Origin of the sequence: Flagellimonas aquimarina, from assembly GCF_003149745.1 — a bacterium.
In the GTDB taxonomy this organism is placed as follows: Bacteria; Bacteroidota; Bacteroidia; order Flavobacteriales; family Flavobacteriaceae; genus Flagellimonas; species Flagellimonas aquimarina.
In genome coordinates this window covers 1-25,613 of the sequence record NZ_QGEG01000006.1, presented here as the reverse complement: position 1 = coordinate 25,613, position 25,613 = coordinate 1, and the positions used below count along the sequence as shown (strand labels likewise).

The window sequence follows — 25,613 nt, the reverse complement described above, 5'->3', positions numbered from 1 at the left end:
GAAATCATTGGTAAGACTGTATTTTTTTTATAGTTAATGGTTAGTGTTTAGTATAGCTTATCAATGTAAAGAACCCTGGCGTTTCGATCACTATCGGGAGCCAGGGTTTATCTTTTAAAAAATAATCTCACTTCTCATTGTTTAATCGCTCCTTCTGTTAAAAAATGTTAAACGCATTTTTATTTGTAACAACTTTCTTTTAGCGTCGTCTTGTAGACAACATCAATCTAATCAAAAAACGAACAAACTCATGAAAAGAGGAATTATACTTTTCGCGCTGCTTTTGTGTAGCATTTATTCAACACATTTAACTGCCAACAACGATACTGACGTTCCAATAGGCACTATATCAGGGACTGTAATCGACAACACTCTTAAACAACCTGTTGCCTATGCGGCCATAGTGATTAAGTCTGAAGATGGCAGTAAAACAATTACAGGAGGGATTACTACTGAAGATGGAAATTTTGAAATAAAAAAATTACCAGAGGGCTCTTTTGTTTTAGAGGTACAGTTTATAGGATATAAAACACATTCCCAAAAACTGGTCATTACCAAAAAGAATAGAAAAGTAGAGGTTGGGACCATTACTTTAGTGGAAGAGACTGAAGAATTATCTGAGGTTGAGGTTGTAGCTGAACGAACAACCATTGAACAAAGGGTGGATAGAAAAGTAATAAACGTTGGGAAGGATTTAACCACGGCCGGCGCAACCGCATCAGACATTATGAACAATATTCCATCTGTTAATGTGGATTCACAAACAGGTGATATCTCTATGAGGGGTAATTCCAACGTTCGTGTAATGGTCGATGGCAAACTGTCTAACGTACCAGTTGCGCAACTGTTGCGCCAAATACCATCCACTTCTATTAAATCAATAGAATTGATTACGAATCCGTCAGCGAAGTACAATCCCGAAGGTATGAGTGGTATTATCAACATCATATTGCACAAAAATGCCAATATAGGTTTCAATGGAAACATTACCACAGGGCTAACCAAAGGCATTGAGGCTAAATTCAATAGTTCTATTGACATGAACTATAGACAAGGGAAATTCAATTTTTATGGTAACTACGGAAATAACATTGGTAAATATGTCAATGATGGCAGTATTACAAGAATTGATGAGAATTCTCAGCAAGTATTTGATTTCTTCAATAACAATAAATCACATCTTTATAAAGTAGGTGTCGATTTTTACTTGAACGACAACAACACGATTTCTGTTTTTACCAATCAAAACATTTTTGATGGAACCGGAGAAGGAATAACTGCAGTTACGTATAACAATGATTTATCAAGGAATGTAACGCAGTTTTTCAATGACATAAGCGATAATCTTAGTGAGCAATATAATTTTGACTACAAACATGATTTCAAAAAAGAAGGTCATAATATAGAATTGGAAGTAGATCATAACCGATTCAACAGCGATCAGGATGCTAACTTCAGAACCTCAGGAGCTTCTCTGTTCCCAGATTACATGGATTTTGTTGATACCGAACGCACGCAGACTTTTGTCAACTTAGATTATGTAAATCCGTTGGACAGCATTTCCAAATTGGAAGTAGGTTTGGAATCTAGGACTTTTGAAACCGATGTGGATTATTCATCAACTGGTTTGTCCTTTAATTCCAATGGGAACCTTATTCCTACACCGAGCACTGACTTTGTCTATAGCATGGACATATATTCTGCTTATGCCACCTTTAGCCAAACAAGAGGAAAATTCTCTTATCAGGCTGGGGTTCGTGTCGAGGATGTTGAAGTTAAGGCAGACACCAACAGGTTGCGAGCATTTACAGATAAATACACCGAGGTTTATCCTTCAGCATTTGTGACGTACAATCCAAATGAAAAAAATCAATTTCAAATAAGTTATAGCAGACGGGTAGACAGACCCGGTCTTCAGCAGGTAAACCCAATTAGAGAATGGGCAACACCTCTTATATCTTCTTTTGGAAACCCAAGCTTGGTACCACAGTTCACAAATTCTTACGAAACCAATTATACCAGACGTATAAAAGGAGGAAGCGTAACAGCAGGTATTTTCTATAGAACTATTTCTGATGAAATAAATAGGGCTGTTTACGTTGACAGGCTCGACTTCAATAAGCTCATTTTAACCTTTGATAATTTTGATAATACATCTGCATACGGCTTTGAGCTTTCAACCAACTATAAGCTAACACAATGGTGGAGTGTCAATGGAAGTTTTGACTTCTACTCCCAAACTCAACGAGGTATTACAGAAAGCTTGAGCGGTAATAGTCCAGACCCAACAGAAAATGATATAGTTGTGGAGAATGTTGAAGTGGACAACACTGCCTGGAACATGAGATTGAACAATAGCTTTAAAGTGAACAAAGAATTGACCTTTCAGTTATTCGGGTTTTACAGAGGTCAAAACCGAACCATACAATTTACCGCAGAACCTATGTACTTTGTAAACTTGGGGGCACGCTACAGTTTTGCCCAAGGCAAAGGTACAATTAGCCTAAACTACAACGACATTTTCAACACCATGCGTTTTTCTTTTGACGGTGACCGTCCATATGATCAGGTTGGAGGCTTTAATTGGGAAAGCAATAATGTATATGCTGGGCTATCTTACCGATTTGGTAGCGGTAAAAACAGAGCTAAACAGCGTAAAAGAAGAGATAGCAACACCAAACAGTCTGGAGGAGGTATTTTGTAAAAGAATTTGATATTCCTAGAAGAGTGTTGGTTGGTTAGTCTTTCAGGGTATATCAATAAAAACCCCGGTTCTGTTTGGAATCGGGGTTTTGTTTTTATTCTGAAATATCAGTTGGATACCCATCAAGGCTAACGGTATTTTTCTTTGCCCAGTATTTCTTCAAACCTTCTTCTCCTTGGTTTTCTGCCCAATCCACTAAAGATTCGCGTTGATGTTTATGTTCCATTATTGGCACACCCATTCCGCATGAAATCTGCACCAAATCAATTTTTACATCGACCAATTGCCTGCTTCCCGCTATTTTAGGAAATAGACCAATGTGTTCTTTCCAAAACTCGGTATTGCTTCTATATGCTTGTGCACTTCCATATAACCTCAAAATAATAGGGTCTCCATCAAAAGCACAAAACATCATGGTTATACGATCTTTGTTCAACAAATGTGTTGATGTCTCATTGCCACTGCCAGTTAAATTCAACCAGACCACTCTGTTCTCATCTAAAACCCGTAACGAGTCCAATCCTTTGGGAGAAAGGTTTATTGTACCTTTTTCCATTGCGGTGGCCACAAAAAAGAGTTTTTGACTTTTAATAAAATCGATGAGGGCCGGGGTTAGTTTATCCAGCTTTCTGCCCATACACAATTACCACTTAATAATTACACTGCCCCAAGTAAATCCACTGCCGAAGGCAGCCAAAACCACTAGGTCTCCAGATTTGATCTTACCGGCTTCCCATGCCTCGGTCAAAGCAATCGGAATTGAAGCAGCTGTAGTATTACCGTATTTCATTATATTATTGAACACCTGGTCATTGGATAGGCCAAACTTTTTTTGAATAAACTGCGCAATACGCAGATTAGCCTGGTGGGGAATCAGCATATCTATGTCCTGTGGGCTTAAATTATTAGCTTGTAAGCCCTCCATAATCACCTCGCTAAAACGAACTACAGCATTTTTAAAGACAAATTGGCCGTTCATATAAGGAAAATAAGAAGTGTCATCTGGGTCTTCATCCTCAATAATATCGGTAACCCATCTTTTTCCCATTCCAGGAGCAATCAATGAAAGTTCCTCGGCATGCTGACCTTCGGAATGTAAATGAGAAGAAAGAATCCCTTTTGAAGTATCTTCTTCTCTGGTCAATACGGCGGCACCGGCACCATCTCCAAAAATAACTGACACTCCCCTACCCCTGGTAGTCATGTCCAAACCGTGAGAATGCAGCTCTGAACCTATTACCAACACATTTTTATACATTCCGCTTTTAATGTATTGGTCCGCAACAGAAATTCCATAGACAAAACCGGAACATTGGTTTCTTACATCCAAAGCTCCAACTGTTTTTATACCAAGATCACGTTGCACCAAAACACCGGGTCCAGGAAAATAGTAATCTGGACTAAGTGTTGCAAAAACGATAAAATCAATGTCATCCTTATCAATACCTGCTCGTTCAATAGCAACCTTGGCTGCTTTTACGCCCATGGAAGTAGTAGTGTCGGTACCTTTTACAACGTGTCTCCTCTCCTTTATTCCAGTACGTTCCTGAATCCATTCATCATTGGTATCCATTAATTCGGACAGATCGTTATTGGTCACTACATTTTCGGGTACGTAAAATCCGAGTCCAGATATTTTTGAATTGTACATATAGTATTGTTAAATAAAAATTATTAAAAAATAGCCGAAGGTTATTTAACGGAAAAGTAAAAAATATATTCAAAGAACCGTGAATATATCAGAAAAATTAGCCAATGTACTTTTTAAAATCGTTCACTTTTACCTTGGCCTTTAAATCATGAAGTAAGTTGTAAAGTCCAAAAAAAGTACGATTCATGTACAGAAAATGTTTGGAGCCACGATTACCGTTCATCTTCCTTATTTGATCGTCTTTTGAGTAGCGTTCACTTAAATCTGCAATTTTGTTCCAGAATGTATCAGCTCCAAAATCAAACTCATTTTGATGAAAAGGAGATGTAAACAGGGTAAGCATTTCCTTGAAAAGTGCTTTAAAGAATTCTAGTTCCTTATCAGAATCTGTTGGGGTCAAAATTTCTAGCTCATATAATTTTTCCATGAAGACCTCATCATTATTGATATTATCTTCTTTGGCCAATTCAAAATAAGGAATGTAAAACTCATCCGGAATTTCTTTGATACATCCAAAATCTATGGCAATCAAGGTTTCATTCGCACTTACCAAAAAATTACCTGGGTGGGGATCCGCATGCACTTTACGCAAACTATGTATTTGAAACATATAAAAGTCCCACAACCCCTGTCCAAGCTTATTTCCAAGATTTTGATCAAAATTGGTACTTGTAAACTCGCTTAGATGTTTTCCTTTCATCCAATCCATTGTAAGGATACGTTCGCTGGACAAGCTTTGATAGTAATTGGGAAATTCCATATTGGGAATTGCCGAGCAAGCTTTGGTAATCTCTTCACTCTGCTCAAGTTCCAAAATATAGTTGGTCTCTTCGACCAATTTGTTTTCAACCTCTTTAAAGTATTTTTCAGAATCTTTGCCCTTTAGGTTAAACATTCTAATTGCAATGGGTTTTACTATGGCAAGATCGCTGCTAATACTCTCAGCAACACCTGGGTATTGAATTTTTACCGCCAGTTCTTTTCCGTCCTTTTTCGCTCTGTGCACTTGACCAATACTTGCCGCATTAACTGAATCTTTTTCAAAAGTGTCGAAAATGTCTTCAGGGTATTTATCCAAGTACTTTTTAAATGTTTTTCTAACCAAAGGTGCTGAAAGCGGCGGTACTGAAAATTGGGAAAGTGAAAACTTGTCCACGTAGGCTCTGGGCAGGAGGTTTTTCTCCATACTAAGCATTTGAGCTACCTTAAGAGCGCTTCCTTTTAAACTTTTTAGGCCATCATAAATATCTTCCGCATTGTCTTGGTCCAGTTCTTCTTTTGCAGTTTCTGAGTTGACCAATTTTTTTCCGTAGTACTTAACATAGTTCCCTCCAATTTTTACGCCCGTCTTTACAAGTTTTCCTGCTCTCTCAATCTTTCCCGTGGGAATACTATCCAATGTTTTCATACACTACTAAACAAAATTTTCTTTATAAAGGAATTTTCCGAAGTCAATAATTTTTTCCAACGGAGCACTTTCAAAAACTTGAAAAATTGTAGTCACTGATTTTTCTATGGCAATATCTGTCTTTTCAAAATCTGGTGAATTATCGTCCATCCAAAATTTTAGGAGAAACAAGAACTGTAACCATGCACCTTCCGAAAACAACTGCGGGCTATGTTTCAGTATTTTTAAGTTCTTTTCGCTGTTCCTTTCTTCAATGAGTTCAGAAGCAAAATCCTTTATATGATTTCTAAGGCCTTTTAGCTGACCAAGTTTCTCCATTGTGTTTTTATGCTCTTTTAGGGTGAAAAGAACATAACTCCTATTCAAGGTCAATGACTCAAAAAAGGTGTAGAAAAATGTAAGCATCTTCTCTTCATTAGTCATACCACCATATGTCTCATTCTTTTGCATGACAGCCAAGGTGTTCTCAAAAAACTTTTCCCAAATTGCGTGCTGCAAGCCGTCAAAGGACCCAAAGAATTTATAGAATTCCTCTTCCTTTATCTTATTTTCCTTACAAAACTTATAAATTGATTTTGGTATTACCTCATGTTCCAAGACAGTGTCCATGAACCAACCAATAATTTTCTCTTCTGTAACCTTTGAATTTGAAGTATTTGCCATTGCACTTTATGTTTAATCAAAAATACGATTTATAGAACAAAAGAATAGTTAAGATTTCTTAAGAAATAAAAGGAAAACGCACTTTCGGGTGAAAGTGCGTTTTCAACAACCTAACCAATAAATAAACAAACTTGTTATAGCATGATACTATTTCATAGCAATTTTTCCATAACACTACAAATATATACATTTTGTTTATCTTTTACATAAAAAGAATAAACAAAACTATGTTAAATTTTGTTAGACCTGTTAAATGTGCAGTACAATGTCAGTTTGTCACTTTTATAATTATGGTATTTTTTTTGTCATCTATGGAAACTAAAGAAAAGTATTAAACAATGGCTAAAGGTAAAATCAATGTTTCAGTAGAAAACATATTCCCTCTAATAAAAAAATTCCTCTACAGCGATCACGAAATTTTCTTAAGAGAACTAATTTCCAACGCTACGGACGCAACGTTAAAACTTAAACATCTTACTTCTATTGGTGAGGCCAAGATTGAGTATGGCAATCCAATGATCGAAATAAAGGTCGACAAAGACAAAAAACAAATCCGTATTACGGACCAAGGTATTGGAATGACGGAAGATGAAGTTAAAAAGTATATTAACGAAGTGGCCTTTTCCGGTGCAGAAGAGTTTTTGGACAAATACAAGGATGCTGGCAAAGATGCTGGTATTATAGGACATTTTGGACTAGGTTTCTATTCTGCATTTATGGTTGCAGAAAAGGTGGAGATCATAACAAAGAGTTTTAAAGATGAACCTGCCGTTCATTGGGTTTGTGATGGATCCCCAGAATTTACTTTAAAAGAAGCAAAGAAAAAAGATAGAGGAACCGAGATCGTTCTTCATGTTGCAGAAGATTCCACAGAGTTTTTAGAAGATTCAAAGATTCGTGAATTGTTGACCAAATACAACAAGTTCATGCCTATTCCAATTAAGTTTGGAATGAAAACGGAAACGCTTCCAAAACCAGAAGATGCTAAAGAAGATGACCCTGCACCAACGCAGGAGGTTGATGATATCATTAACAATCCTGCACCAGCATGGACAAAAAAACCCGCGGATTTAAAGGATGAAGATTATAAGAGCTTCTATAGAGAATTGTATCCAATGCAATTTGAAGAGCCTTTGTTCCATATTCATTTAAATGTGGACTACCCTTTCAATCTAACAGGTATCCTATACTTTCCTAAGCTGACCAACGACCTGAACATTCAAAAAGACAGAATTCAATTATACCAAAATCAGGTTTTTGTAACTGACAATGTTGAAGGCATTGTCCCAGAGTTTTTGACCATGCTTCGTGGTGTAATAGATTCTCCAGACATTCCCTTAAACGTTTCACGTTCCTACCTACAAGCAGATGGTGCTGTTAAAAAGATTTCTTCTTATATCACCAAAAAGGTTGCAGATAAACTGAGTTCACTCTTTAAAAGCAATCGTGAAGATTTTGAACAAAAATGGAATGACATAAAAGTTGTTATTGAATATGGGATGCTTTCTGAAGAGAAGTTCTTTGAAAAAGCGGACAAATTTGCATTGTACCCAACTGTAGATGGAAAGTTCTTCACTTTTGAAGAATTACAAAATAAAATAAAGGACAACCAAACAGATAAAGATGAAAAGTTGGTTGTTTTGTACGCATCTGACAAAGAATCCCAACATAGCTATATTGAAGCCGCCAAGGCAAAAGGTTATGAAGTACTATTGATGGATTCTCCCATAATATCGCATCTAATGCAAAAATTGGAAACTTCTAAAGAGAACTTGTCTTTTGCCAGGGTTGATGCTGATCATTTGGACAACCTTATTAAAAAGGAAGACACTGCCATTTCTAAGCTTTCTGATGAAGAGAAGGAAAAACTGAAAGGAGAAATAGAAGGTGTAATCCAGGAAAAAGGCTACACCATTCAAATGGAAGCAATGGACAGCTCTGCATCACCATTTATTATTACCGAGCCAGAATTTATGCGCAGAATGAAAGAGATGCAACAAACCGGCGGCGGCGGCGGAATGTTTGGTATGGGAAATATGCCAGAAATGTACAATCTCATTGTAAACACCAATCACGAACTGGTTGGCGAAATTCTGAATACCAAAACCGCAAAAAAACGTGAACGATTGATTAATCAGTCGTTGGATTTGGCGCGCTTGTCCAAAGGATTGTTAAAAGGAGAAGAGCTTACCAATTTCATTTCTCGTAGTTACGAAATGATAAAGTAATGTCAATTTGATAAATTTCAATTAAAGGCAGATCATATGATCTGCCTTTATTATTTTTATCCAGATGGAAAACCCTTGGCATCTTTATGCAATGGCCAGCATGTACATCATTGCCGGTATTGCCCATTTTGTTTATCCAAAGGCATATCTCCGCATTATGCCCAGATATCTTCCTAATCATAGACTCCTAATTGTGCTCAGCGGGCTGGCAGAGATTCTCTTGGGCATTGCCCTTTGTTTTAAACAAACTAGGAACTTTGGCATCTATGCAATCATAGCAATGCTACTTGTTTTCTTGTTGGTTCACTTTTACATGCTATCTGGTAAAAAAGAAGCTGCAGGAATTCCCAGATGGATACTCTTGCTTAGGATACCATTACAATTTGGTTTAATGTATTGGGCATACATGTATTTATTACCTTAACATCCAGGTATTATCAAAGTATCTTTTTAACCAAGGAATCTGAATCAAAAACAACAACCCAAAAAATAGCACGGCATATACCGTTGTTTTTGAAGGTGATAACATTTGGGGCCAATCTAAAATTCTTTCGAAAAACAATTCAATTTGCCCGTTTCCAAACCAAGATTCATTAACTAAACTATTGTCTGTTGCCAAATACCATATCATTCCGACCAATCCGGAAAATAAAACTATCAAAACACTTTTAGGGATGAGTGGTTTATATTGAGTAGCGTCATTTAATGTTGGTTCTGTAATTTGAGACATGATATGATCTGTGAAGTTTGATGAAGGAGATTCCAAAACTGACTCATTCATAATTTTGTCAACAAACTTCTTTAGTTCTCTTTCTTCATTATTATCCATAATTCTGAAGTATTTCTTTTTCCAAATTCTTTTCCAATACCGTGGCCAACTTTTTTCTTGCTCTAAACAACTGCACCTTTATGGTACGATCGGGAATATTCAAAGTTTTTTCCATTTCTGCTAAGCTTTGTTCTTCAAAATAGAACAGAGTAAGAAGACCAGCATCCTTCGCTGGTAAAGAATTCAGGCTTTTTTTTATCAACTCTCTTCTTTCTTCTAGTATCATTTTGTCCAAGGCATTGTTCATAGTTACAAATGAAACATCTTTAACATGGTCAATGTCTACAAATGTATTCTGTCTTTTGTTTTGTTTTATTCTGTCCAAACATGTATTGTAGGTAATTCTATAAATCCATGTGGAAAACTTAGAATCCCCCTTAAAATGTGACAGCGATTTAAATATTTTGATAAAAGTATCTTGAGATACTTCCTCGGCCTCTTCCCTATTTCCTAACATTCTAGACGCTAAAGTATACACCAAATTCTTATAAGCATCTACCAGTTCTGAAAAGGCTTGGGTATTCCCATTCCGTATTTTCTGGAGTAGATGTTTTTCTTTATTGGCTGTCATTGCATATTGGACGCAAAAACGTGCGTTTAGGTTACAGATTTTATTTTTTTTATTAAAAAATGTAACCTCGGTTAAAAAACCATCGTCATAGACAATGAACAAATAAAATAATAATCATTTAAAAAACGAACAGTTATGGGATCTGAATTAATCATTGTACCAATTTTATTTGGAGTTGTTTTTGGGGTTGCATACCTCTATTTTTCAACCAGAAATAAAGAACGACTGGCTTTGATAGAAAAAGGAGCAGATGCAAGTATTTTTGTAAAAGGTAAGAGAGCAGGTGCTGCCCCCTTTTGGAAAATCATTATTCTAAACATTTCGCTATTATTAATTGGTATAGGTACTGCCATTTTCATAGCCTCAATCTTGGTATACAGTTTTGGAGTGGAAGATGATGTTGCATACCCGGGAACAATCTTCACTTTGGCAGGTATAAGTCTATTAGTTGGGTTCAACATGACAAAACGTTTGGAGAAAGAAGATTAAATACCAACAAAATCATTTTGATTAAACCACCATTGTTAATGGTGGTTTTTTTATCTTAACCCTATGCAAATTATTTCAACAAACATAGGCAAACCAACCCCGATAAACTGGAATGGCCAACAAACAACTACAGGAATTTTTAAATACCCTGTAAGCCAATCTCTCTTGCTTGAAGGTGAAAGTGTGGCAGGAGATACCATAAGTGATAGAAAAGTACATGGTGGTGTTTTTAAAGCTTGTTACCTATTTTCCGCCGACCATTATCCATATTGGAAAGAAAAATACCCAGAACTTGATTGGAATTGGGGAATGTTTGGTGAAAACCTAACTATTGAAGGCCTTGATGAAACCAAAATTAGAATAGGAAGTATTTACAAACTTGGCAGTGCTTTGATCCAAATAACCCAACCCAGAGAACCTTGTTTTAAACTGGGAATAAAATTTGGAACACAGGAAATTCTTAAACAATTCATTGACCATGGCTTTCCGGGCACTTATGTTAAGGTTTTGGAAGTTGGGGAAGTAAAGAACGGGGATACGTTAGAATTGGTAAAAGAATCTGAAAGCACCTTGACTATTCAACAATTTTATAAATTACTTTTTTCTAGAACAAAAGATGTTGAACTATTGAAACTGGCCATTAACAATGATGCCTTGCCCCTTAAAAAAAGAGAGAAACTAAAAAGGCACATATAAAAAAAGGCCCATAAATGGGCCTCCTTTCACTGAAATTAACTAAACAAACTTATTTTACCGCTATTGTTTCTGTGTAAGTTCCCAACTTATCAACCACAACAAGGGTATATTTATCTTCAAAAGCTCTTTCAAAATTAAAGGCCTTTTCAATAACCATTTCACCATCAATAGATTCGCTATAGACAAGTCTATTCTGGCTGTCATATACTTTAAGTACCACCTTGCCTTGCGTAAGGTTTAATAGATTCAAGAATAACTTTTCTCCTTTCTTTACAAAGACTGGATCTAATTCAATTTTGATTAGCTCCTTTTTCACCTCACTTTTGGCACTTCCTTTTTTACCAAAAGTGTTCTCTGGTCCATTTGCAAACCCCATTGAAGAAACTAATAGGAATGCTGCTACCGTAACATAATTTAAAACTGATCTCATAACGTTTCGTTTTTTTAAGATTACAAGACAAAACTACTATGGGATATTGCCTAAAAACACCAGCATTTTTTCCAATTTATATGGAATATTAACACACTTGATATGTTAAATTAATATTAAGGGTAAAATAGAACATATTTTAGGTAATTTTGCATAGAAGGTATGCTTACACCAGTTATAACTTTACATAAGGAAATTAAAATGGCTATGACGATTCAAAAACCTGCTTTTGAGGCAATTGCACCAAGCTTTGGTCACTCTTTCACTTATCAAAAGTTTCATGAGAACAAGGAAAACAAAAATAATGGCTGGCATTACCATCCTGAGCTGGAACTGGTATATATAAAAGGTGGTTCAGGCAAAAGACAAATAGGCAGTCATGTTTCTTATTTTAGAGACGGAGACCTTATCCTTATTGGCTCCAACCTACCCCACTGCGGTTTTACAGATAAGCTCACCGGAAACAAAAGTGAGACTTTGGTGCACATGAAAGCTGATTTTCTGGGCAGCGACTTCTTCGATATTCCAGAAATGAAGAATATTCAAAAACTGTTTGAAGTTTCAAAAGGTGGAATAGCGTTCTTCGGTAAAACCAAAACCAAGGTTGGCGAAAAAATGGAGATATTAGAGTATCAAACAGATTTTCAACGCCTACTATCAATTCTTAACATTTTAAACCAGCTTGCTACATCAGAGGAAATAAAAGTATTGAACGGTGAAGGTTTTTCTATGGAAACGGAAGTCAAGGACAACGACAGAATCAATATTGTCTTCAATCATGTTAAATCAAATTTCAAAGAAGATATTAGTCTTGATGAAATTGCCAACATAGTAAGTATGACGGTTCCTTCTTTTTGCAGGTACTTTAAAAAAATCACTAACAAGACCTTTACACAGTTTGTAAATGAATACAGATTGGTACATGCCTCCAAGCTATTGGCGGAACAACCTATAAGCATCACTCAGGTTTGCTATGACAGCGGTTTCAATAATTTTTCACATTTTAATAAATCCTTTAAGGCATTTACAGGTCAAAACCCTTCGGAATATAGAAATCAATTGAAGACGATACTTAAATAGTATGGCATTGTTTTCGGAAAAAATAGTTTTAGACCTTCCCGATTGCGATATTTCGTATTATCCAAATTTCTTGAAGGAAGAAGCCAATTCATACTTTAAAGCAGTAAGAGATGGCATTCCATGGCAACAAGATGAAATCACAATTTTTGGAAAAACATATCTCCAGCCAAGATTAACGGCCTTGTACGGGAATAATGGGAAAACTTATTCATATTCCAACATTACAATGAAACCTCTTGATTTTACTCCAGAACTACTCACAATAAAATCTACAATAGAAAAAGAAGTTGGAACAGAGTTTTCAACTTGTTTGCTTAATTATTACAGAGATGGAAAGGATAGCAATGGCTGGCATTCGGATGACGAAAAAGAACTTGGCAAGAACCCTATCATAGCCTCAATTTCATTAGGAGCTGAGCGTTTTTTTCATTTGAGACATAAAAAGAATAAAACCATTAAACATAAGATGTTGTTGGAGCATGGGAGTCTTTTGTTAATGAAAGGGGAAACCCAACACCATTGGCATCATCAAATTGCAAAAACCGCTAAAAAAATAGGAGAACGGGTAAACCTTACCTTTAGAATAATAAAATAATTATTTGAAAAGCTCATTCAACACTTTTGCGAGTCTTAGGCCTCCTTTTTGCAGCTGCTGAAACAACACATCGTTGTATTTGTAACCATATTGATACCCTAACTTTTCACCAACTTTAGCAGAAGTATAAATTTCGGCACATAGCTCATGAGACTCGTCCACCCAGTCGTATATGGTTCCTTCTTGTATTTTTTTACGTTCCTTTTTTGAGACCTGCTTGAGTTCATTGGCAAGCTCTGTATAAGTCATGCCATAAGAAAGTATCAAGTTTTTATCCCAAACTCGATGAAGATTGGTCCCTTCACCAAACCATTGTAATTGAATGTCATTACCTCCCTTGTCCTCAGCTCTACTGGCATGCATGGGTTGGTGCAAATCGCCAATCAGATGGATTAGCATTTTAAGGTAAAAAACCCTATCCGCTCTGGAACTATTTTCATCCTTTACAATTCTTGTGCATTCCTCAATGGCTCTTACCAAATCACCATACTCACTTTTGGCAGAATCCTCATAGCGCATGTTCAAAGGGTAGTTCACATAATGCCATGCAGAAAATTTTGAATAACTCCGGTCAGCTTTTATTTCATCTGCAAAAGTGGAAACAAAGGCCAAACTGTGTCCGTCCAACAAATCGTTCAACGCTCTCTTTGCCTTTCCTGTTAAATAGTTTTCCGCAATATGTCCGGTAACCCTATGCCCCGTTTTTCCCCAATAATTGGTATATCCTAATAATGGAACCAGCAAAAAAAGTAAAATTGTTTTGTTCATGATTGATGATTTTTTCAAAAGTAGAAAACTACAATTAATTAAAACATATCTTAAACATGCATTTTAAAACAATCAGTTGACATCATTTGGAATATTAATTTTTATGTGATATATTTATGATATCATTTTAATATCATTACAAATCAACAACTATGACAAATGAGAAAGTAATTTCCCCTCTAAATGGATACTTCATGTTATTCATTTCCTTGGTTCTTTTTTTTGGAGGAATCGGCGCTATTATAACCATCAAGGCAGCATGGTTTATTATTACCATCATCCTTGGGTTGATAATGGCCACTGGTTTGGTTTTGGTCAATCCCAATAGTTCACGAGTTTTATTGCTATTTGGAAAATACGTAGGTACCATAAAGAAGAATGGACTATACTGGGTGAATCCACTATACTCCAAGCGAAAAATCTCTTTACGGGCCAGTAATTTTGACAGTGAACGGCTTAAGGTCAATGATAAGCTAGGAAATCCGGTCATGATAAGTACTATACTGGTTTGGAGGGTCACTGATACCTATAAAGCGGCTTTTGATGTTGATGACTACAAAAATTTTGTAAGGGTCCAAACAGATGCTGCTGTACGAAAATTAGCCAGTATGTATCCTTATGATAACTTTGCTGATGAAGGTATAGAAGAAGATATTACCTTGCGCTCCAGTTTAAATGAAGTAAGCGAGGCTCTTGAAAAAGAAGTCCAGGAAAGACTGGGTATGGCAGGAATTGAAGTACTCGAAGCTAGAATTGGTTATTTGGCATATGCGCAAGAAATTGCTAATGCCATGCTAAAGCGCCAACAAGCCACGGCAATTGTGGCCGCTAGGCATAAAATTGTAGAGGGTGCGGTAAGTATGGTAGAAATGGCACTGGAGGAATTAAATGAAAAACAAATAATTGATTTGGATGAAGAACGAAAAGCGGCCATGGTAAGCAATTTAATGGTTGTGCTATGTTCAGATAAAGATGCATCGCCTATTGTAAATACAGGCACGCTTAATCATTGATACTTATTTGTATCTAAAAGATACAATTTCATCAAAAGAAAAATAAAGCATTAGCTAGAATACATGAGTAAAAAAAAGGCATTTGCCCTAAGACTCAATGAAGATATGCTCAAAGCAATTGAAAAATGGGCTGCTGACGAATTTCGCAGTACTAATGGACAGATAGAATGGATGTTAATGAAAAGTCTAAAAGAGGTAAAAAGGGAGCCCAAGAAAAAGAGTAATGATGATAATTAATTTTTGGGATTTTTTTAACTAAGCTTACCCGTAAATTTGACGGACTAACTTAATTATCCAATGTTGAAATTCCGTTTTGTACTCGCTGCAACACTCTTCCCTATTGTATTTTTTGCTCAGATCAATCCAAAACAATTTACGGTAAAATATATTTCTCAGTCCATTAAAATAGATGGTATTTTAGATGAGTCTATTTGGGAAACGGCCGAGAGCGCCCATGATTTTCAGCAGTATTTTCCTTCGGATTCTATCTTAGCGGAGCAGCAAACCGATATAAAAATGCTATACAGCGAAACTACGTTGTATGTAGGCATAAAGGTAAATACGGAAGGGGACGACTATGTTATTCCCTCGTTACAAAGAGACTATAGAGCTGGAGGAAATGACAACATCAGCTTGCTTTTTGACACCTTTAATGATGGAACAAATGCTTTTCTATTTGGCATGAATCCCTATGGAGTAAGAAGAGAGGCACTAATTTCCAATGGTGGTACCGACCTGAGGGGTTTTACCACTTCATGGGATGTGAAATGGCGCGGCGAATCCAAAATGTATGATGGATACTATATCTGCGAAATGGCCATTCCTTTGACCTCCTTCAAATTTAAACAAGGTGAGACCAAATGGCGTTTTAACAGCTATCGTTTTGATATGCAGACCAATGAAACCAGTACATGGATAGAAATTCCACAGAACCAGTTTATTTTTGGTCTAGCATTTATGGGCGATATGGTTTTTGAAAAACCCTTGGGAAAATCAAGGACACCGCTAGCAATTATCCCATATGTGAATGGAATATCTTCGAAAGATTTTGAAACGAACGAAACCATCAATGACTTGAATTTTGGTGGAGATGCTAAAGTTGCCATTGGCAACGGAATGAATTTGGACATAACCGTAAACCCAGATTTTTCTAACGTAGAGGTAGACAATGTTTTCACGAACCTTACAAGGTTCGAGATATCCCTCCCGGAAAGAAGGCAGTTTTTTATTGATAATAGCGACCTTTTTGGAGCATTTGGTAATTCACGCGATTCCAACCCATTTTTCTCAAGAAGAATAGGAATAGCTGAGGATTTGGATGGAGAAACCATTGAAAATGGCATTATTGGAGGAGTACGCCTTAGCGGAAAACTAAATGAAGATTGGCGTTTAGGTCTATTGAATATTCAAACCGAAGAAGATACCGAAAATGAAATCCCCAGTAATAACAATACTGTTTTTGCACTTCAAAAAAAGATGTTCTCCAGATCTAACCTCAGTTTTATTTTTGTAAACCGCGAGACCTTCAAGGATTATGATTTTTTAGAGGACACAGAAAGGTACAACCGAGTAGTTGGTCTGGATTACAATCTAGCTTCTGCAGATAACACCTGGGTGGGTAAATTTTTCTTTCATAAATCTTTTGCGCATGATATTGGTGATGACGACAGTGCTGGAGGGATTGACCTTCAATACAATTCCAGAACCATTAATTTTGGATTACGTGGAAATTATGTTGGTAATGATTTTAGATCAGATTTAGGTTTTGTAAGAAGACAAGATATAATTGCGGCAAGACCTTTTATTGAATTTAACTTTTGGCCCAAGAAAGGTAAAATCAATTCGCATGGCTTCCGTTTTAGCCCAAACGCCATATGGAGACCAACTTTGGACTACCAAAACACTGACTATACCATTTTTACCAGTTGGCGCGCTCAATTTAAAACCCAAGAAGAGATATCAGCCAGAATGTTCAATAGGTTCACTTTTTTGACGGATTCTTTTGATCCTACGGATACAGATGGTGCACTTGAGCTTCCAGCAGACCAAGGGTACTACTATACCAGTTATGAAGTTGAATTTCAAAGTGATAGACGAAAAGTTTTTTCTTACTCTATGGAGCCAGGCTATGGTGATTTCTATAACGGTAACCGATTTTCTTTTGAGGGGGATTTGAGTCTAAGGCTTCAACCAAAAGTATCCCTTTCCTTAGACCTAAACTATGACAGCATAAATCTGCCAGACCCATTTCCAAGTGCAGACCTCTGGTTGGTAAGTCCAAGAGTTAACATTACTTTCAATAAGTCTGTGTTCTGGTCAACTCTAGTGCAGTATAGCAACCAACGAGACAATTTAGGTTTTAATTCTCGTTTGCAGTGGAGGTTTGCACCACTCTCAGATTTGTTCATAGTTTATAATGACAATTATTTTGTGAATTCGTTCATGCCACGGAATAGGTCTATAAACCTTAAGCTTACCTATTGGTTAAACATTTAAAATGAATTTTAAGGTACTTTGTTCTGATTTGGATGGTACCCTGCTGTCTACAAAAAATGATGTTTCTGAATTTACCGTTTCAGAAATAAATAGAATAAAAGAAAACCTTAGGATTATTCTCGTTTCAGCAAGAATGCCAAAATCCATGGCCTACCTTCAAAAAAGGATGGCAATACAAGAAAATCCCATTATCTGCTACAATGGTGCATTGATTCTTGAGAATGATAAAGAACTTAGTTCAACTATGGTTTCTTCTGAAAATACAGAATTGCTAAATACGCTTTGCCAATCTTATCAAATAAAACTTGGATTATATTGTAAGGATGAATGGTGTGTTAGTGAAACCTCTGAGCGCGTAAAAAAAGAGGTTTTCAATACAAAAGCCAATCCTATTTTTGAATCTACTGAACAAACTATAGAGAGATGGGGAAAAAGAAATAGGGGGCCTCATAAAATCATGCTCATGGGAACTAAAGTAAGTATGGACCAAATTACCCAGAAGTTAGCAGATGGTTTTTCCAATTACATAAATTATTACCGATCTAACGACACCCTGATTGAAATAGCCCCCAAATCAGTTTCAAAACTTTCTGCAATAAAATCCTTGTTAAAACCCAATGAATCCTTAGATGAAGTCATCGCATTTGGTGATAATTACAATGATATTGAAATGTTAAAGCATGTTGGTTTTGGTGTAGCGGTGGAAAACGCCAGGAAAGAGGTAAAAGATATTGCGAAAAAAGTGACCTTGAGCAATACTGAACATGGCGTTGCCCAATTCATCAAAGACCATCTTTGATTTTCCTATATTTGAACACATCACTATAAAAACTATATGAACCAACTACCCTTTACCGAAGATACCATCATCTTTGGACTTCTTTGTCTTTGTCTAGGTTTTGTCTTTTATACATCATCCATAAAAGTTGGATTTTGGAAAAAATTTTATGGCATAGTTCCAACCGTGCTTATGTGTTATTTGTTGCCTGCTATTTTAGCCAGCACTGGAATAATAAATGAAAAAGCATCACAGACATATTATATAGCCAGCAGGTATCTTTTACCTGCAGCGCTTATTCTAATGACATTGAGCATTGACTTAAAAGCCATAATAAATTTGGGTTCCAAGGCTTTGATCATGTTTTTAACCGGAACAGCAGGAATTATTATTGGTGGGCCTTTGGCCATTTTAATAGTCTCGATTTTTTCACCCGAAACCGTTGGCGGTAGTGATTTTGATGCCGTTTGGAGGGGTCTTGCCACAATTGCGGGAAGTTGGATAGGCGGTGGGGCAAATCAAGCTGCTATGCTTGAAGTATTTCAATACAACCAGAACAATTATGGCGGCATGGTTTTAATTGATATTGTAGTGGCAAATATTTGGATGGCCATACTTTTACTGGGAATCGGTAAAACGAAAAAAATTGACAAATGGTTAAAAGCCGACTCCTCCTCTATTGAAGAGTTAAAAGAAAAAGTCTCTACATATACTGCTAAAATTGCTCGTGTAACCAGTTTGCATGATTTTATGATGATGCTTTTGTATGCCTTTGCAGGAGTGGGAATTGCACACTTATTGGGTCATCATTTTGCAGAGTTTTTGGAGAACAATTTTGAAGTCATCAGAAATAAAGAAAAAATATTATCCTCGCTAGGTTCCAAATTTCTTTGGATGGTTGTTTTTGCAACCGCAATTGGTATTGGACTTTCTTTTACTAAAGCTAAAAATTACGAAGGTGCAGGAGCTAGCAAAATTGGCAGTGTTTTCATTTATATTTTGGTCGCAACCATAGGCATGAAAATGGATTTGGGCAGAGTTCTGGAAAATCCTGGTCTTATTGCTATTGGTTTGGTATGGATTTCGATACATGCAGGACTTTTAATTCTTGTGGCCAAATTGATCAAAGCCCCATATTTTTTCTTAGCGGTAGGTAGCCAAGCTAACGTTGGAGGAGCGGCTTCTGCCCCCGTGGTGGCAGCGGAGTTTCATCCTTCTCTAACATCAGTGGGCATTCTCTTGGCTGTTTTTGGTTATGTTGTGGGCACCGCAGGTGCTTATTTATGCGCTTTGTTGATGGAAGTAGCTTCTAAAGTTTAATTATTCCATAAGTTTATTGATATTTGCCCCGCTAAATTTCAACAATGAAGAGGATTTTATTTGTACTGACACTTAGTTTAATTATTGTTTCTTGTCAAAAGAACACGGAAAATACCATGGCCGTTTCAGGAAATATTAAAGGATTAAAGAAAGGAACCCTGTTTTTGCAACACTTTAATGATTCGTCATTAGTGGTAATAGATTCGCTTCAAATCCAAGGAGATGGAAGCTTCTCTTTTTCTCATGAGGTAGAAAGTCCTGAAATTTTTTACCTCTATCTAGATAAAGCGGACAATAACGATGTAAATGACCGAATTACTTTTTTTGGAGAGCCTGGGGAAATTACTATTAACACATCTTGGAACACTTTTGAAACCAATGCCGAAGTCTTAGGTTCCAAAGCACATGAAAAACTTAAGGAGTTTAATACCATGATATCTAACTTCAACATTAAAGAACTTGAACTTTCTCAACAGAGTTTTTTACCAGAAGTTCAAGAAGACTCTTTGGTTTTGGATTCAGTGCAAAACCTGATATCGCAAAATATTTTAAAACGATATAGATACACGCTAAATTTTGGTTTAAACAATAGCGATTCTTATGTTACCCCTTATGTTATGCTAATTGCTGCAAACGAGGCAAACCCAAAGTATCTGGATTCCATATACAAATCCCTGACCCCAGAAGTTGCTGCTTCAAAATATGGGGTGGCTTTTAAGGAATATTTAAAGAAATAAGAGGTTAGCCAGCTAATTTGTTTAACTCTTCAACGAGTTGAGTAGCCTTTTCTTCTAGTTGCGAACGTATATCCTTGAAGTGCGTCTTGCTGTTATCAACATCTTTTTGATGAATCTTATCCATAAGTTCGTCAAACACCGCTATGGCTTTGTCAATAAGCACAGTACCTTCTTCTGAGTCCTTATTGTTAGACCCAGCCTCCCATATATAGACCGCTTCTATGATATCTCCTAAAACAAAATTGACATCCTTCTTTAAATCACGAATACTCGCCATACTGCTGTTTTTTCAAATGTACTATTAAATGGTAACTTCTAAAAGTTTAACCCCTTGTGTCTTAATATTTATAAAGCTGCTTGATGCAGCAACCAAAACGGTCTCTCCCTTTTTTATGAATGCACTGCCCCAGTCATTGGCAATTTCTGTTTCTCCTCCTACACACATATAGATGGTGAAGGAATCCCTTAAAGTGGTATCTTGATGCATACCTGTGCCTAACTCCAAAAAATTGGTTTTAAAATAAGGGCAATCAACCATTGGGTTGATGAAATCTGCCTTATTTGGGTAATTAACCTTAAAGTCGTCTTTTTTGGAATAATCCATTGCATCAAGGGCCAACTCCGTATGCAATTCTCTAAGGTTTCCATTTTTATCTTTTCTATTAAAATCAAAAACCCTGTAGGTTACATCTGAGGTCTGTTGAATCTCTGCCAATAACACTCCTGCGCCAATTGCATGGATTTTGCCAGTATTTATAAAAAAGGTGTCACCTTCTTCAACTTCTTCATAGTTCATCAAATCCAAAAGGGTGTTTTCTTCTAGACTTTTAATGTATTCTTCCTTTTCAACACTTTTATTAAAACCTACAATTAGCTTGGCTCCTGGGTCTGCATCCATTACGTACCACATCTCGGTTTTTCCAAAAGAGTTATGTCTTTTCTTGGCCAAGTCATCATTGGGGTGAAGCTGTATGGACAAATCTTGCTTAGCATCAATAAACTTTATAAGAATCGGGAAATCTCTTCCAAAGCGGTCCACAACACTTTTACCCAACAAGTTTTTTCCTTCTTCCTGAATTAATTCCTGCAAAGAAGTTCCAATTAATGCTCCATTGGAAATTTCAGAAATATCTCCCGCTACCCCTGAAAGTTCCCAACTTTCACCAGTGATTTCGCTGTCAATAGGTTTTCCAAGTACATCTTTAAGTTTTGTTCCGCCCCAAAGGCGTTCTTTTAGAATTGGTTTAAATTTTAATGGGTATAAGGTCATTTATCCAGAATAAGTTACAAAGTTACGAGGTGTTTCATAAAGTACTACCTCCAATTCTTTGGTTTTTTCTATATGAGGTCTAATCTTATTCCATATGACCACGGCAATGTTTTCAGCTGTAGGGTTTAGGTCCTCAAACTCTGGTACATCTTTGTTTAAGTTTTTATGGTCAAGTGCTTCCTCAACATGTTCCTTAATTAAATCCTTAAGTACTTTAAGGTCCATGACAAAACCTGTCTGTTGATCAATTTCTCCCGTAACACTTACAATGAGGTCATAGTTGTGGCCATGATAATTTGGATTGTTGCATTTACCAAAAACGGCATCGTTTTTCTCAAAACTCCAATCTGGTCTATATAACCTATGTGCAGCGTTAAAATTGGCTTTTCTGCTAACCTTTACTTTCATTGCTTGTTAACATTATTAGAGATATGGGCATAAAACCGTTCAAAAATAATTTTGAACCAAGCCGTGTAATCATCTGGATTCGTAGAAATGTCTTTCTTAATATCTGAAGGGTGCATCCACTTCCAATCTTCCACTTCGGAAGGGTTTATTATCGGGTTCTCATCATAATAACCAATCATTACATGGTCCAATTCATGTTCTGTAAGACCGTTATCAAATGGTGCCTTGTAGATAAAAGAGAGTAGTTCTTTCAGTTCTGTTGTAAAGCCCATTTCCTCCTGAAGGCGCCTTTTTCCAGCTTCCACATTGGCTTCCCCTTCTCTTTGATGACTGCAACAGGTATTTGTCCACAACAGAGGTGAATGGTACTTATCCTTGGCACGCTGTTGCAGCATGGTCTCGCCCTTGTTGTTCATAATAAAGACAGAAAAAGCTCTATGCAGAACAGCTTTCTCATGAGCTTCCATTTTGGGCATTAGGCCAATAGGTTCATCATTCTCATTGACCAATATCACATTTTCCTCTTTCATAAGGTAAAAATATGACGTTTGTCAGGAAATACATGAATACAGGTTCTAAAATGTTTCTAAAACCTTTAACTCTAAAAGAAACGTGGAGATTTTAAATTGCTTAGATTCTTTATAAAGTCATATCTAAGGATGACCTCAAAAGATCCATCATTGAAGGTAGCAGCACCTAAATCCGTGGTTTCACGATCATAGGCAAGCCCAATAAACATTTCATCGGATATTCTAAAACCAAAAAGACCACTAAAAGCAGCATCCCAACGATAAGCAACACCCCCTATAAATTTTTCATTGAACATGAAATTTGCAGATACATCCACTTGAAAAGGAGCCCCTTGAACCGCCTTGGTCAAGAGTGTTGGTTTAAATTTGAGAAAGGGATTTAAGTCCCATACATAACCGGTAATGAAATATAAATTAATCTGTTCTGTAGCAGTAGAAATTGATGACTCGTCAAAATGGGTTGTTTCTAACAATCTCGGTACTGACAGTCCAGTGTAAAAACGCTCGGTATGATAGTAAATTCCAGCACCAATATTAGGTGAAAACTTGTTTTGAATATCTTGCTGTGATTGCAATTGAGGGTCAATTTCAAATTCATCCAATTCTGAATACCGAATATCCAACATGTGGGCGCTTGCCTTTAACCCAAAACTTAACTTGGCATCAAATGATGTTTGTATGGTATATGAAAAATCTATATCAAAGTATGTTTCAGATGTAGGTCCTATTTTATCATTGACAATGGATATTCCCAAACCTACTCCTCTATAACCCATAGGGCTATGAAGATTAAGGGTTTGTGTTTCTGGAGCACCATCTAAGCCTAACCATTGATTGCGATAAAGGGCTGCAATACTTAAATGTCCTCTTGAACCAGCATATGCTGGGTTTACACTAACTGTGTTATACATGTACTGCGTATATTGGGCATCTTGTTGAGCATAAGTAAAGCTTGTAACGCTAAACAGTATAACAAGGGTGATTTGCAGTATTTTTTTTCTCATGCTGATATTATCCACAGTAATCATTTCTTTATCTATTAATATATAGGTACCCTGAAAGTTGTTGCATATTTCCTTCTAGATCTTCAAAGTCTATGATATAGAAATACGTTCCAACTGGAAGTTTGTTGTCCTTGTCCACAGTTATTCTACCTTCTGAAGTACCATCAAAGACATTTCCTGTTGTGTTGTATGCTTTGGTTGCGTATACCTGCACACCCCATCTGTTATAAATTTTTACTGTATTGTTTGGATAATTTTCTATACTATTAATTATTAATACATCATGTATACCATCTCCATTAGGTGTTATAACATTTATTACATCTATTGGGTCTGCTTGTGTTGGACCTAAATCTGGATCCAAATAATTTGGCATTCCATCATTATCAGAATCATCATTGGCATAATTTCCATCCGAATCCAAATCCTCATCAATGGTTTCTATGCCGTCATCGTCATCATCTGTATCCCTATAATCTGGAATACCATCAAAGTCCGTATCTACCAGATTAGTGCTTGGGTCATCAATTTCATCATTTACATCTATGTCAATAACCGTACTTCCTTCAAAGCCATCATCAAGACCATCATTGTCTTTATCGGAACCAATAAATACTACATCTGCAATTCCATCCTGGTTTTGATCATTACCTTCAATGCTATCAGGAACATTATCATTATCACTATCATCGTCAACATAATCAGGGATTCCATCACCATCTGTATCTACTGGAATCAATCCAATACTACCACCATTCTCATAAACATCAGCTAAACCGTTTCCATTGATATCCAATATACCGGGAGCTATGTAACCTAACGTGGATTGTGCTTCAATGTTATCCGGTATTCCATCATTATCACTATCAATATCTAAATAGTCAGGTATTCCATCAACATCCGTATCAGTAGGGTTTGTTGCTGGGTCATCATCCCCATCAGAATTCAAGTCCTCAAAACTATCAACAATACCATCATCGTCGCTATCGATTTCTGTCAACACCAAATCATCATCTAATATTGTTCCTGTTGCTATATCTGATATGTCTCCTGCAGTTCCAGAATCTACACTTCCTATCATTATAGTAAAGTCTTCACTTAATTCTTCAATGATATCATCAGTTGTAGGTACAATCACTATGGCCGAAATATCCCCTGCTGGAATTGTTATTTGGACATCCGATGTTACGTAATCCGAATTTCCTGCCGTTCCATTAGTTAATGTGAATGTAAGCGTTAAATCTTCATCACATTTAGCTTGGCTAAGTGTAACTGGGAAACTAATATCAGTTCCCTCTAATCCTGAAGCATCTCCAATAGTAATATCTGGATCTGCATCTTGAACTGTAATCGCCTGCGTGACGTTGATGCTGTTCCCCGCCTCGTCCGTTACGCTATAGGTCCTTGTTATTGTTCCGGGGTTGCTCCCCACCAGGGCGCTGTCGCTTACAAAGGCGACCACGATGTTCGCCGCCAGGCTACAGTTGTCGGCCTCATCGGTGACCACACTGATGTCCGCAGCAGGGACGTCCCCGATACATTCCACAGTGATGCCCGAAGGGTCGCTCGCCGTGGGATCGGTCGTATCATTGACCGTGATGGCCTGGACAACGTTGATGCTGTTGCCGGCCTCGTCCGTTACGCTATAGGTCCTTGTTATTGTTCCGGGGTTGCTGCCNNNNCCCGAAGGGTCGCTGGCCGTGGGATCGGTCGTATCATTGACCGTGATGGCCTGGGTCACGTTGATGCTGTTCCCCGCCTCGTCCGTTACGCTATAGGTCCTTGTTATTGTTCCTGGGTTGCTGCCCACAAGTCCGCTGTCGCTTACAAAGGCAACAACGATGTTAGCCGCCAAACTACAGTTGTCCGCCTCATCGGTGACCACACTGATGTCCGCAGCAGGGACGTCCCCGATACATTCCACCGTGATGCCCGAAGGGTCGCT

Annotated in this window: 27 protein-coding genes and 1 pseudogene; 13 read left to right on the top strand and 15 right to left on the bottom strand. The window is 37.0% G+C overall.

Translation table 11 applies throughout. The features are described from left to right. The first annotated feature begins 250 nt into the window (after positions 1–250). On the top strand, positions 251–2,704 hold the full coding sequence (locus tag DKG77_RS16220; RefSeq protein WP_109665519.1) for a TonB-dependent receptor: 2,454 nt from the start codon (positions 251–253) through the stop codon (positions 2,702–2,704). A 94-nt stretch (positions 2,705–2,798) separates the two neighbouring features. Here DKG77_RS16220 and DKG77_RS16215 read toward each other — a convergent pair whose 3' ends face one another. From DKG77_RS16215 to DKG77_RS16200, 4 genes are all read right to left on the bottom strand, one after another. Beyond that, positions 2,799–3,341 (bottom strand): pyridoxamine 5'-phosphate oxidase family protein, encoded by a 543-nt coding sequence (locus DKG77_RS16215; protein ID WP_109665517.1) that lies wholly within the window; start codon positions 3,339–3,341, stop codon positions 2,799–2,801. 6 nt (positions 3,342–3,347) lie between these two features. Next, on the bottom strand, positions 3,348–4,355 hold the full coding sequence (locus DKG77_RS16210) for a 3-oxoacyl-ACP synthase III family protein (protein ID WP_109665515.1): 1,008 nt from the start codon (positions 4,353–4,355) through the stop codon (positions 3,348–3,350). 97 nt (positions 4,356–4,452) lie between these two features. After that, complete coding sequence (locus DKG77_RS16205; protein WP_109665512.1) at positions 4,453–5,763, bottom strand: ABC1 kinase family protein; 1,311 nt, start codon at positions 5,761–5,763, stop codon at positions 4,453–4,455. A gap of 6 nt (positions 5,764–5,769) precedes the next feature. Continuing rightward, on the bottom strand, positions 5,770–6,426 hold the full coding sequence (locus tag DKG77_RS16200) for a TetR family transcriptional regulator C-terminal domain-containing protein (RefSeq protein WP_109665509.1): 657 nt from the start codon (positions 6,424–6,426) through the stop codon (positions 5,770–5,772). A 338-nt stretch (positions 6,427–6,764) separates the two neighbouring features. Between DKG77_RS16200 and htpG the strand changes: the two genes are divergently transcribed. Further along, positions 6,765–8,654, top strand: coding sequence for a molecular chaperone HtpG (gene htpG / locus DKG77_RS16195; RefSeq protein WP_109665506.1), 1,890 nt, complete (start codon positions 6,765–6,767; stop codon positions 8,652–8,654). Positions 8,655–8,718: 64 nt separating this feature from the next. Beyond that, positions 8,719–9,078: a DoxX family protein gene (locus tag DKG77_RS16190; RefSeq protein WP_109665503.1), complete on the top strand. Its 360-nt coding sequence runs from the start codon at positions 8,719–8,721 to the stop codon at positions 9,076–9,078. Here the strand turns inward: DKG77_RS16190 and DKG77_RS16185 are convergent. Together DKG77_RS16185 and DKG77_RS16180 are read right to left on the bottom strand one after the other, a co-directional pair. Then, positions 9,070–9,483, bottom strand: coding sequence for a hypothetical protein (locus tag DKG77_RS16185; protein WP_109665500.1), 414 nt, complete (start codon positions 9,481–9,483; stop codon positions 9,070–9,072). The genes DKG77_RS16190 and DKG77_RS16185 overlap by 9 nt on opposite strands. Continuing rightward, positions 9,476–10,054, bottom strand: a complete 579-nt coding sequence (locus DKG77_RS16180) for an RNA polymerase sigma factor (protein WP_109665723.1) — start codon at positions 10,052–10,054, stop codon at positions 9,476–9,478. The genes DKG77_RS16185 and DKG77_RS16180 overlap by 8 nt, the downstream gene beginning before the upstream one ends. 135 nt (positions 10,055–10,189) lie before the next feature. Here DKG77_RS16180 and DKG77_RS16175 point away from each other — a divergent pair, with 135 nt between their 5' ends. After that, complete coding sequence (locus DKG77_RS16175; protein ID WP_109665498.1) at positions 10,190–10,543, top strand: DUF6249 domain-containing protein; 354 nt, start codon at positions 10,190–10,192, stop codon at positions 10,541–10,543. 63 nt (positions 10,544–10,606) lie between these two features. Then, positions 10,607–11,239: an MOSC domain-containing protein gene (locus tag DKG77_RS16170; protein WP_109665495.1), complete on the top strand. Its 633-nt coding sequence runs from the start codon at positions 10,607–10,609 to the stop codon at positions 11,237–11,239. Between the two features lie 49 nt (positions 11,240–11,288). On the opposite strand, the gene DKG77_RS16165 is transcribed toward DKG77_RS16170, so the two are convergent. After that, positions 11,289–11,669 carry a hypothetical protein gene (locus DKG77_RS16165; protein ID WP_109665492.1) on the bottom strand — a complete coding sequence of 127 codons (381 nt, stop codon included), beginning with the start codon at positions 11,667–11,669 and terminating at the stop codon, positions 11,289–11,291. Between the two features lie 207 nt (positions 11,670–11,876). Between DKG77_RS16165 and DKG77_RS16160 the strand changes: the two genes are divergently transcribed. Together DKG77_RS16160 and DKG77_RS16155 are read left to right on the top strand one after the other, a co-directional pair. After that, positions 11,877–12,749 carry an AraC family transcriptional regulator gene (locus DKG77_RS16160; protein WP_109665720.1) on the top strand — a complete coding sequence of 291 codons (873 nt, stop codon included), beginning with the start codon at positions 11,877–11,879 and terminating at the stop codon, positions 12,747–12,749. A gap of 1 nt (position 12,750) precedes the next feature. Continuing rightward, entirely contained in the window at positions 12,751–13,344 is a 594-nt protein-coding gene (locus DKG77_RS16155; protein ID WP_109665490.1) for an alpha-ketoglutarate-dependent dioxygenase AlkB family protein, read from the top strand. On the opposite strand, the gene DKG77_RS16150 is transcribed toward DKG77_RS16155, so the two are convergent. Then, positions 13,345–14,112, bottom strand: a complete 768-nt coding sequence (locus tag DKG77_RS16150; protein ID WP_109665488.1) for a S1/P1 nuclease — start codon at positions 14,110–14,112, stop codon at positions 13,345–13,347. It abuts the gene before it with no gap. A gap of 152 nt (positions 14,113–14,264) precedes the next feature. Between DKG77_RS16150 and DKG77_RS16145 the strand changes: the two genes are divergently transcribed. The 6 genes from DKG77_RS16145 to DKG77_RS16120 all read left to right on the top strand — a co-directional run bounded on the left by DKG77_RS16145 (position 14,265) and on the right by DKG77_RS16120 (position 20,456). Beyond that, the gene (locus DKG77_RS16145) at positions 14,265–15,125 is read left to right on the top strand and encodes an SPFH domain-containing protein (protein ID WP_109665485.1); all 861 of its coding nucleotides are present in this window, start codon (positions 14,265–14,267) and stop codon (positions 15,123–15,125) included. Between the two features lie 63 nt (positions 15,126–15,188). Further along, positions 15,189–15,362 (top strand): type II toxin-antitoxin system antitoxin, encoded by a 174-nt coding sequence (locus DKG77_RS16140; RefSeq protein WP_109665482.1) that lies wholly within the window; start codon positions 15,189–15,191, stop codon positions 15,360–15,362. A gap of 60 nt (positions 15,363–15,422) precedes the next feature. Beyond that, entirely contained in the window at positions 15,423–17,621 is a 2,199-nt protein-coding gene (locus DKG77_RS16135; RefSeq protein ID WP_109665480.1) for a DUF5916 domain-containing protein, read from the top strand. A 1-nt stretch (position 17,622) separates the two neighbouring features. Further along, on the top strand, positions 17,623–18,420 hold the full coding sequence (locus DKG77_RS16130) for a Cof-type HAD-IIB family hydrolase (protein ID WP_109665477.1): 798 nt from the start codon (positions 17,623–17,625) through the stop codon (positions 18,418–18,420). A 36-nt stretch (positions 18,421–18,456) separates the two neighbouring features. After that, a complete protein-coding gene (locus DKG77_RS16125; protein WP_109665475.1) occupies positions 18,457–19,719 on the top strand; it encodes a DUF819 family protein in 1,263 nt (420 codons plus the stop codon). A gap of 44 nt (positions 19,720–19,763) precedes the next feature. Continuing rightward, positions 19,764–20,456, top strand: coding sequence for a DUF4369 domain-containing protein (locus DKG77_RS16120; RefSeq protein WP_109665472.1), 693 nt, complete (start codon positions 19,764–19,766; stop codon positions 20,454–20,456). A gap of 4 nt (positions 20,457–20,460) precedes the next feature. Here DKG77_RS16120 and DKG77_RS16115 read toward each other — a convergent pair whose 3' ends face one another. From DKG77_RS16115 to DKG77_RS17305, 7 genes and pseudogenes are all read right to left on the bottom strand, one after another. Then, the gene (locus DKG77_RS16115; RefSeq protein ID WP_109665469.1) at positions 20,461–20,733 is read right to left on the bottom strand and encodes a hypothetical protein; all 273 of its coding nucleotides are present in this window, start codon (positions 20,731–20,733) and stop codon (positions 20,461–20,463) included. A gap of 24 nt (positions 20,734–20,757) precedes the next feature. Beyond that, a complete protein-coding gene (locus DKG77_RS16110; protein ID WP_109665467.1) occupies positions 20,758–21,726 on the bottom strand; it encodes a type I phosphomannose isomerase catalytic subunit in 969 nt (322 codons plus the stop codon). Continuing rightward, complete coding sequence (locus tag DKG77_RS16105; RefSeq protein WP_109665464.1) at positions 21,727–22,134, bottom strand: 6-pyruvoyl trahydropterin synthase family protein; 408 nt, start codon at positions 22,132–22,134, stop codon at positions 21,727–21,729. Further along, positions 22,131–22,664 (bottom strand): isopentenyl-diphosphate Delta-isomerase, encoded by a 534-nt coding sequence (gene idi, locus DKG77_RS16100; protein ID WP_109665462.1) that lies wholly within the window; start codon positions 22,662–22,664, stop codon positions 22,131–22,133. Before idi ends, DKG77_RS16105 begins: the two co-directional genes overlap by 4 nt. A gap of 71 nt (positions 22,665–22,735) precedes the next feature. Further along, a complete protein-coding gene (locus tag DKG77_RS16095; protein ID WP_243414948.1) occupies positions 22,736–23,668 on the bottom strand; it encodes a PorP/SprF family type IX secretion system membrane protein in 933 nt (310 codons plus the stop codon). 28 nt (positions 23,669–23,696) lie between these two features. Beyond that, positions 23,697–24,806, bottom strand: a complete 1,110-nt coding sequence (locus tag DKG77_RS17310) for a gliding motility-associated C-terminal domain-containing protein (RefSeq protein ID WP_470295045.1) — start codon at positions 24,804–24,806, stop codon at positions 23,697–23,699. A 216-nt stretch (positions 24,807–25,022) separates the two neighbouring features. Continuing rightward, a pseudogene (locus tag DKG77_RS17305) lies at positions 25,023–25,598 on the bottom strand (HYR-like domain-containing protein); the annotation flags it as partial. Positions 25,599–25,613: the final 15 nt, after the last annotated feature.

What these genes read in the sequence shown, in the direction of transcription:
- DKG77_RS16220 (WP_109665519.1), top strand. Translation starts at nt 251, where the DNA reads ATGAAAAGAGGAATTATACTTTTCGCGCTGCTTTTGTGTAGCATTTAT.
- DKG77_RS16215 (WP_109665517.1), bottom strand. Translation starts at nt 3,341, where the DNA reads ATGGGCAGAAAGCTGGATAAACTAACCCCGGCCCTCATCGATTTTATT.
- DKG77_RS16210 (WP_109665515.1), bottom strand. Translation starts at nt 4,355, where the DNA reads ATGTACAATTCAAAAATATCTGGACTCGGATTTTACGTACCCGAAAAT.
- DKG77_RS16205 (WP_109665512.1), bottom strand. Translation starts at nt 5,763, where the DNA reads ATGAAAACATTGGATAGTATTCCCACGGGAAAGATTGAGAGAGCAGGA.
- DKG77_RS16200 (WP_109665509.1), bottom strand. Translation starts at nt 6,426, where the DNA reads ATGGCAAATACTTCAAATTCAAAGGTTACAGAAGAGAAAATTATTGGT.
- htpG (WP_109665506.1), top strand. Translation starts at nt 6,765, where the DNA reads ATGGCTAAAGGTAAAATCAATGTTTCAGTAGAAAACATATTCCCTCTA.
- DKG77_RS16190 (WP_109665503.1), top strand. Translation starts at nt 8,719, where the DNA reads ATGGAAAACCCTTGGCATCTTTATGCAATGGCCAGCATGTACATCATT.
- DKG77_RS16185 (WP_109665500.1), bottom strand. Translation starts at nt 9,483, where the DNA reads ATGGATAATAATGAAGAAAGAGAACTAAAGAAGTTTGTTGACAAAATT.
- DKG77_RS16180 (WP_109665723.1), bottom strand. Translation starts at nt 10,054, where the DNA reads ATGACAGCCAATAAAGAAAAACATCTACTCCAGAAAATACGGAATGGG.
- DKG77_RS16175 (WP_109665498.1), top strand. Translation starts at nt 10,190, where the DNA reads ATGGGATCTGAATTAATCATTGTACCAATTTTATTTGGAGTTGTTTTT.
- DKG77_RS16170 (WP_109665495.1), top strand. Translation starts at nt 10,607, where the DNA reads ATGCAAATTATTTCAACAAACATAGGCAAACCAACCCCGATAAACTGG.
- DKG77_RS16165 (WP_109665492.1), bottom strand. Translation starts at nt 11,669, where the DNA reads ATGAGATCAGTTTTAAATTATGTTACGGTAGCAGCATTCCTATTAGTT.
- DKG77_RS16160 (WP_109665720.1), top strand. Translation starts at nt 11,877, where the DNA reads ATGACGATTCAAAAACCTGCTTTTGAGGCAATTGCACCAAGCTTTGGT.
- DKG77_RS16155 (WP_109665490.1), top strand. Translation starts at nt 12,751, where the DNA reads ATGGCATTGTTTTCGGAAAAAATAGTTTTAGACCTTCCCGATTGCGAT.
- DKG77_RS16150 (WP_109665488.1), bottom strand. Translation starts at nt 14,112, where the DNA reads ATGAACAAAACAATTTTACTTTTTTTGCTGGTTCCATTATTAGGATAT.
- DKG77_RS16145 (WP_109665485.1), top strand. Translation starts at nt 14,265, where the DNA reads ATGACAAATGAGAAAGTAATTTCCCCTCTAAATGGATACTTCATGTTA.
- DKG77_RS16140 (WP_109665482.1), top strand. Translation starts at nt 15,189, where the DNA reads ATGAGTAAAAAAAAGGCATTTGCCCTAAGACTCAATGAAGATATGCTC.
- DKG77_RS16135 (WP_109665480.1), top strand. Translation starts at nt 15,423, where the DNA reads ATGTTGAAATTCCGTTTTGTACTCGCTGCAACACTCTTCCCTATTGTA.
- DKG77_RS16130 (WP_109665477.1), top strand. Translation starts at nt 17,623, where the DNA reads ATGAATTTTAAGGTACTTTGTTCTGATTTGGATGGTACCCTGCTGTCT.
- DKG77_RS16125 (WP_109665475.1), top strand. Translation starts at nt 18,457, where the DNA reads ATGAACCAACTACCCTTTACCGAAGATACCATCATCTTTGGACTTCTT.
- DKG77_RS16120 (WP_109665472.1), top strand. Translation starts at nt 19,764, where the DNA reads ATGAAGAGGATTTTATTTGTACTGACACTTAGTTTAATTATTGTTTCT.
- DKG77_RS16115 (WP_109665469.1), bottom strand. Translation starts at nt 20,733, where the DNA reads ATGGCGAGTATTCGTGATTTAAAGAAGGATGTCAATTTTGTTTTAGGA.
- DKG77_RS16110 (WP_109665467.1), bottom strand. Translation starts at nt 21,726, where the DNA reads ATGACCTTATACCCATTAAAATTTAAACCAATTCTAAAAGAACGCCTT.
- DKG77_RS16105 (WP_109665464.1), bottom strand. Translation starts at nt 22,134, where the DNA reads ATGAAAGTAAAGGTTAGCAGAAAAGCCAATTTTAACGCTGCACATAGG.
- idi (WP_109665462.1), bottom strand. Translation starts at nt 22,664, where the DNA reads ATGAAAGAGGAAAATGTGATATTGGTCAATGAGAATGATGAACCTATT.
- DKG77_RS16095 (WP_243414948.1), bottom strand. Translation starts at nt 23,668, where the DNA reads ATGAGAAAAAAAATACTGCAAATCACCCTTGTTATACTGTTTAGCGTT.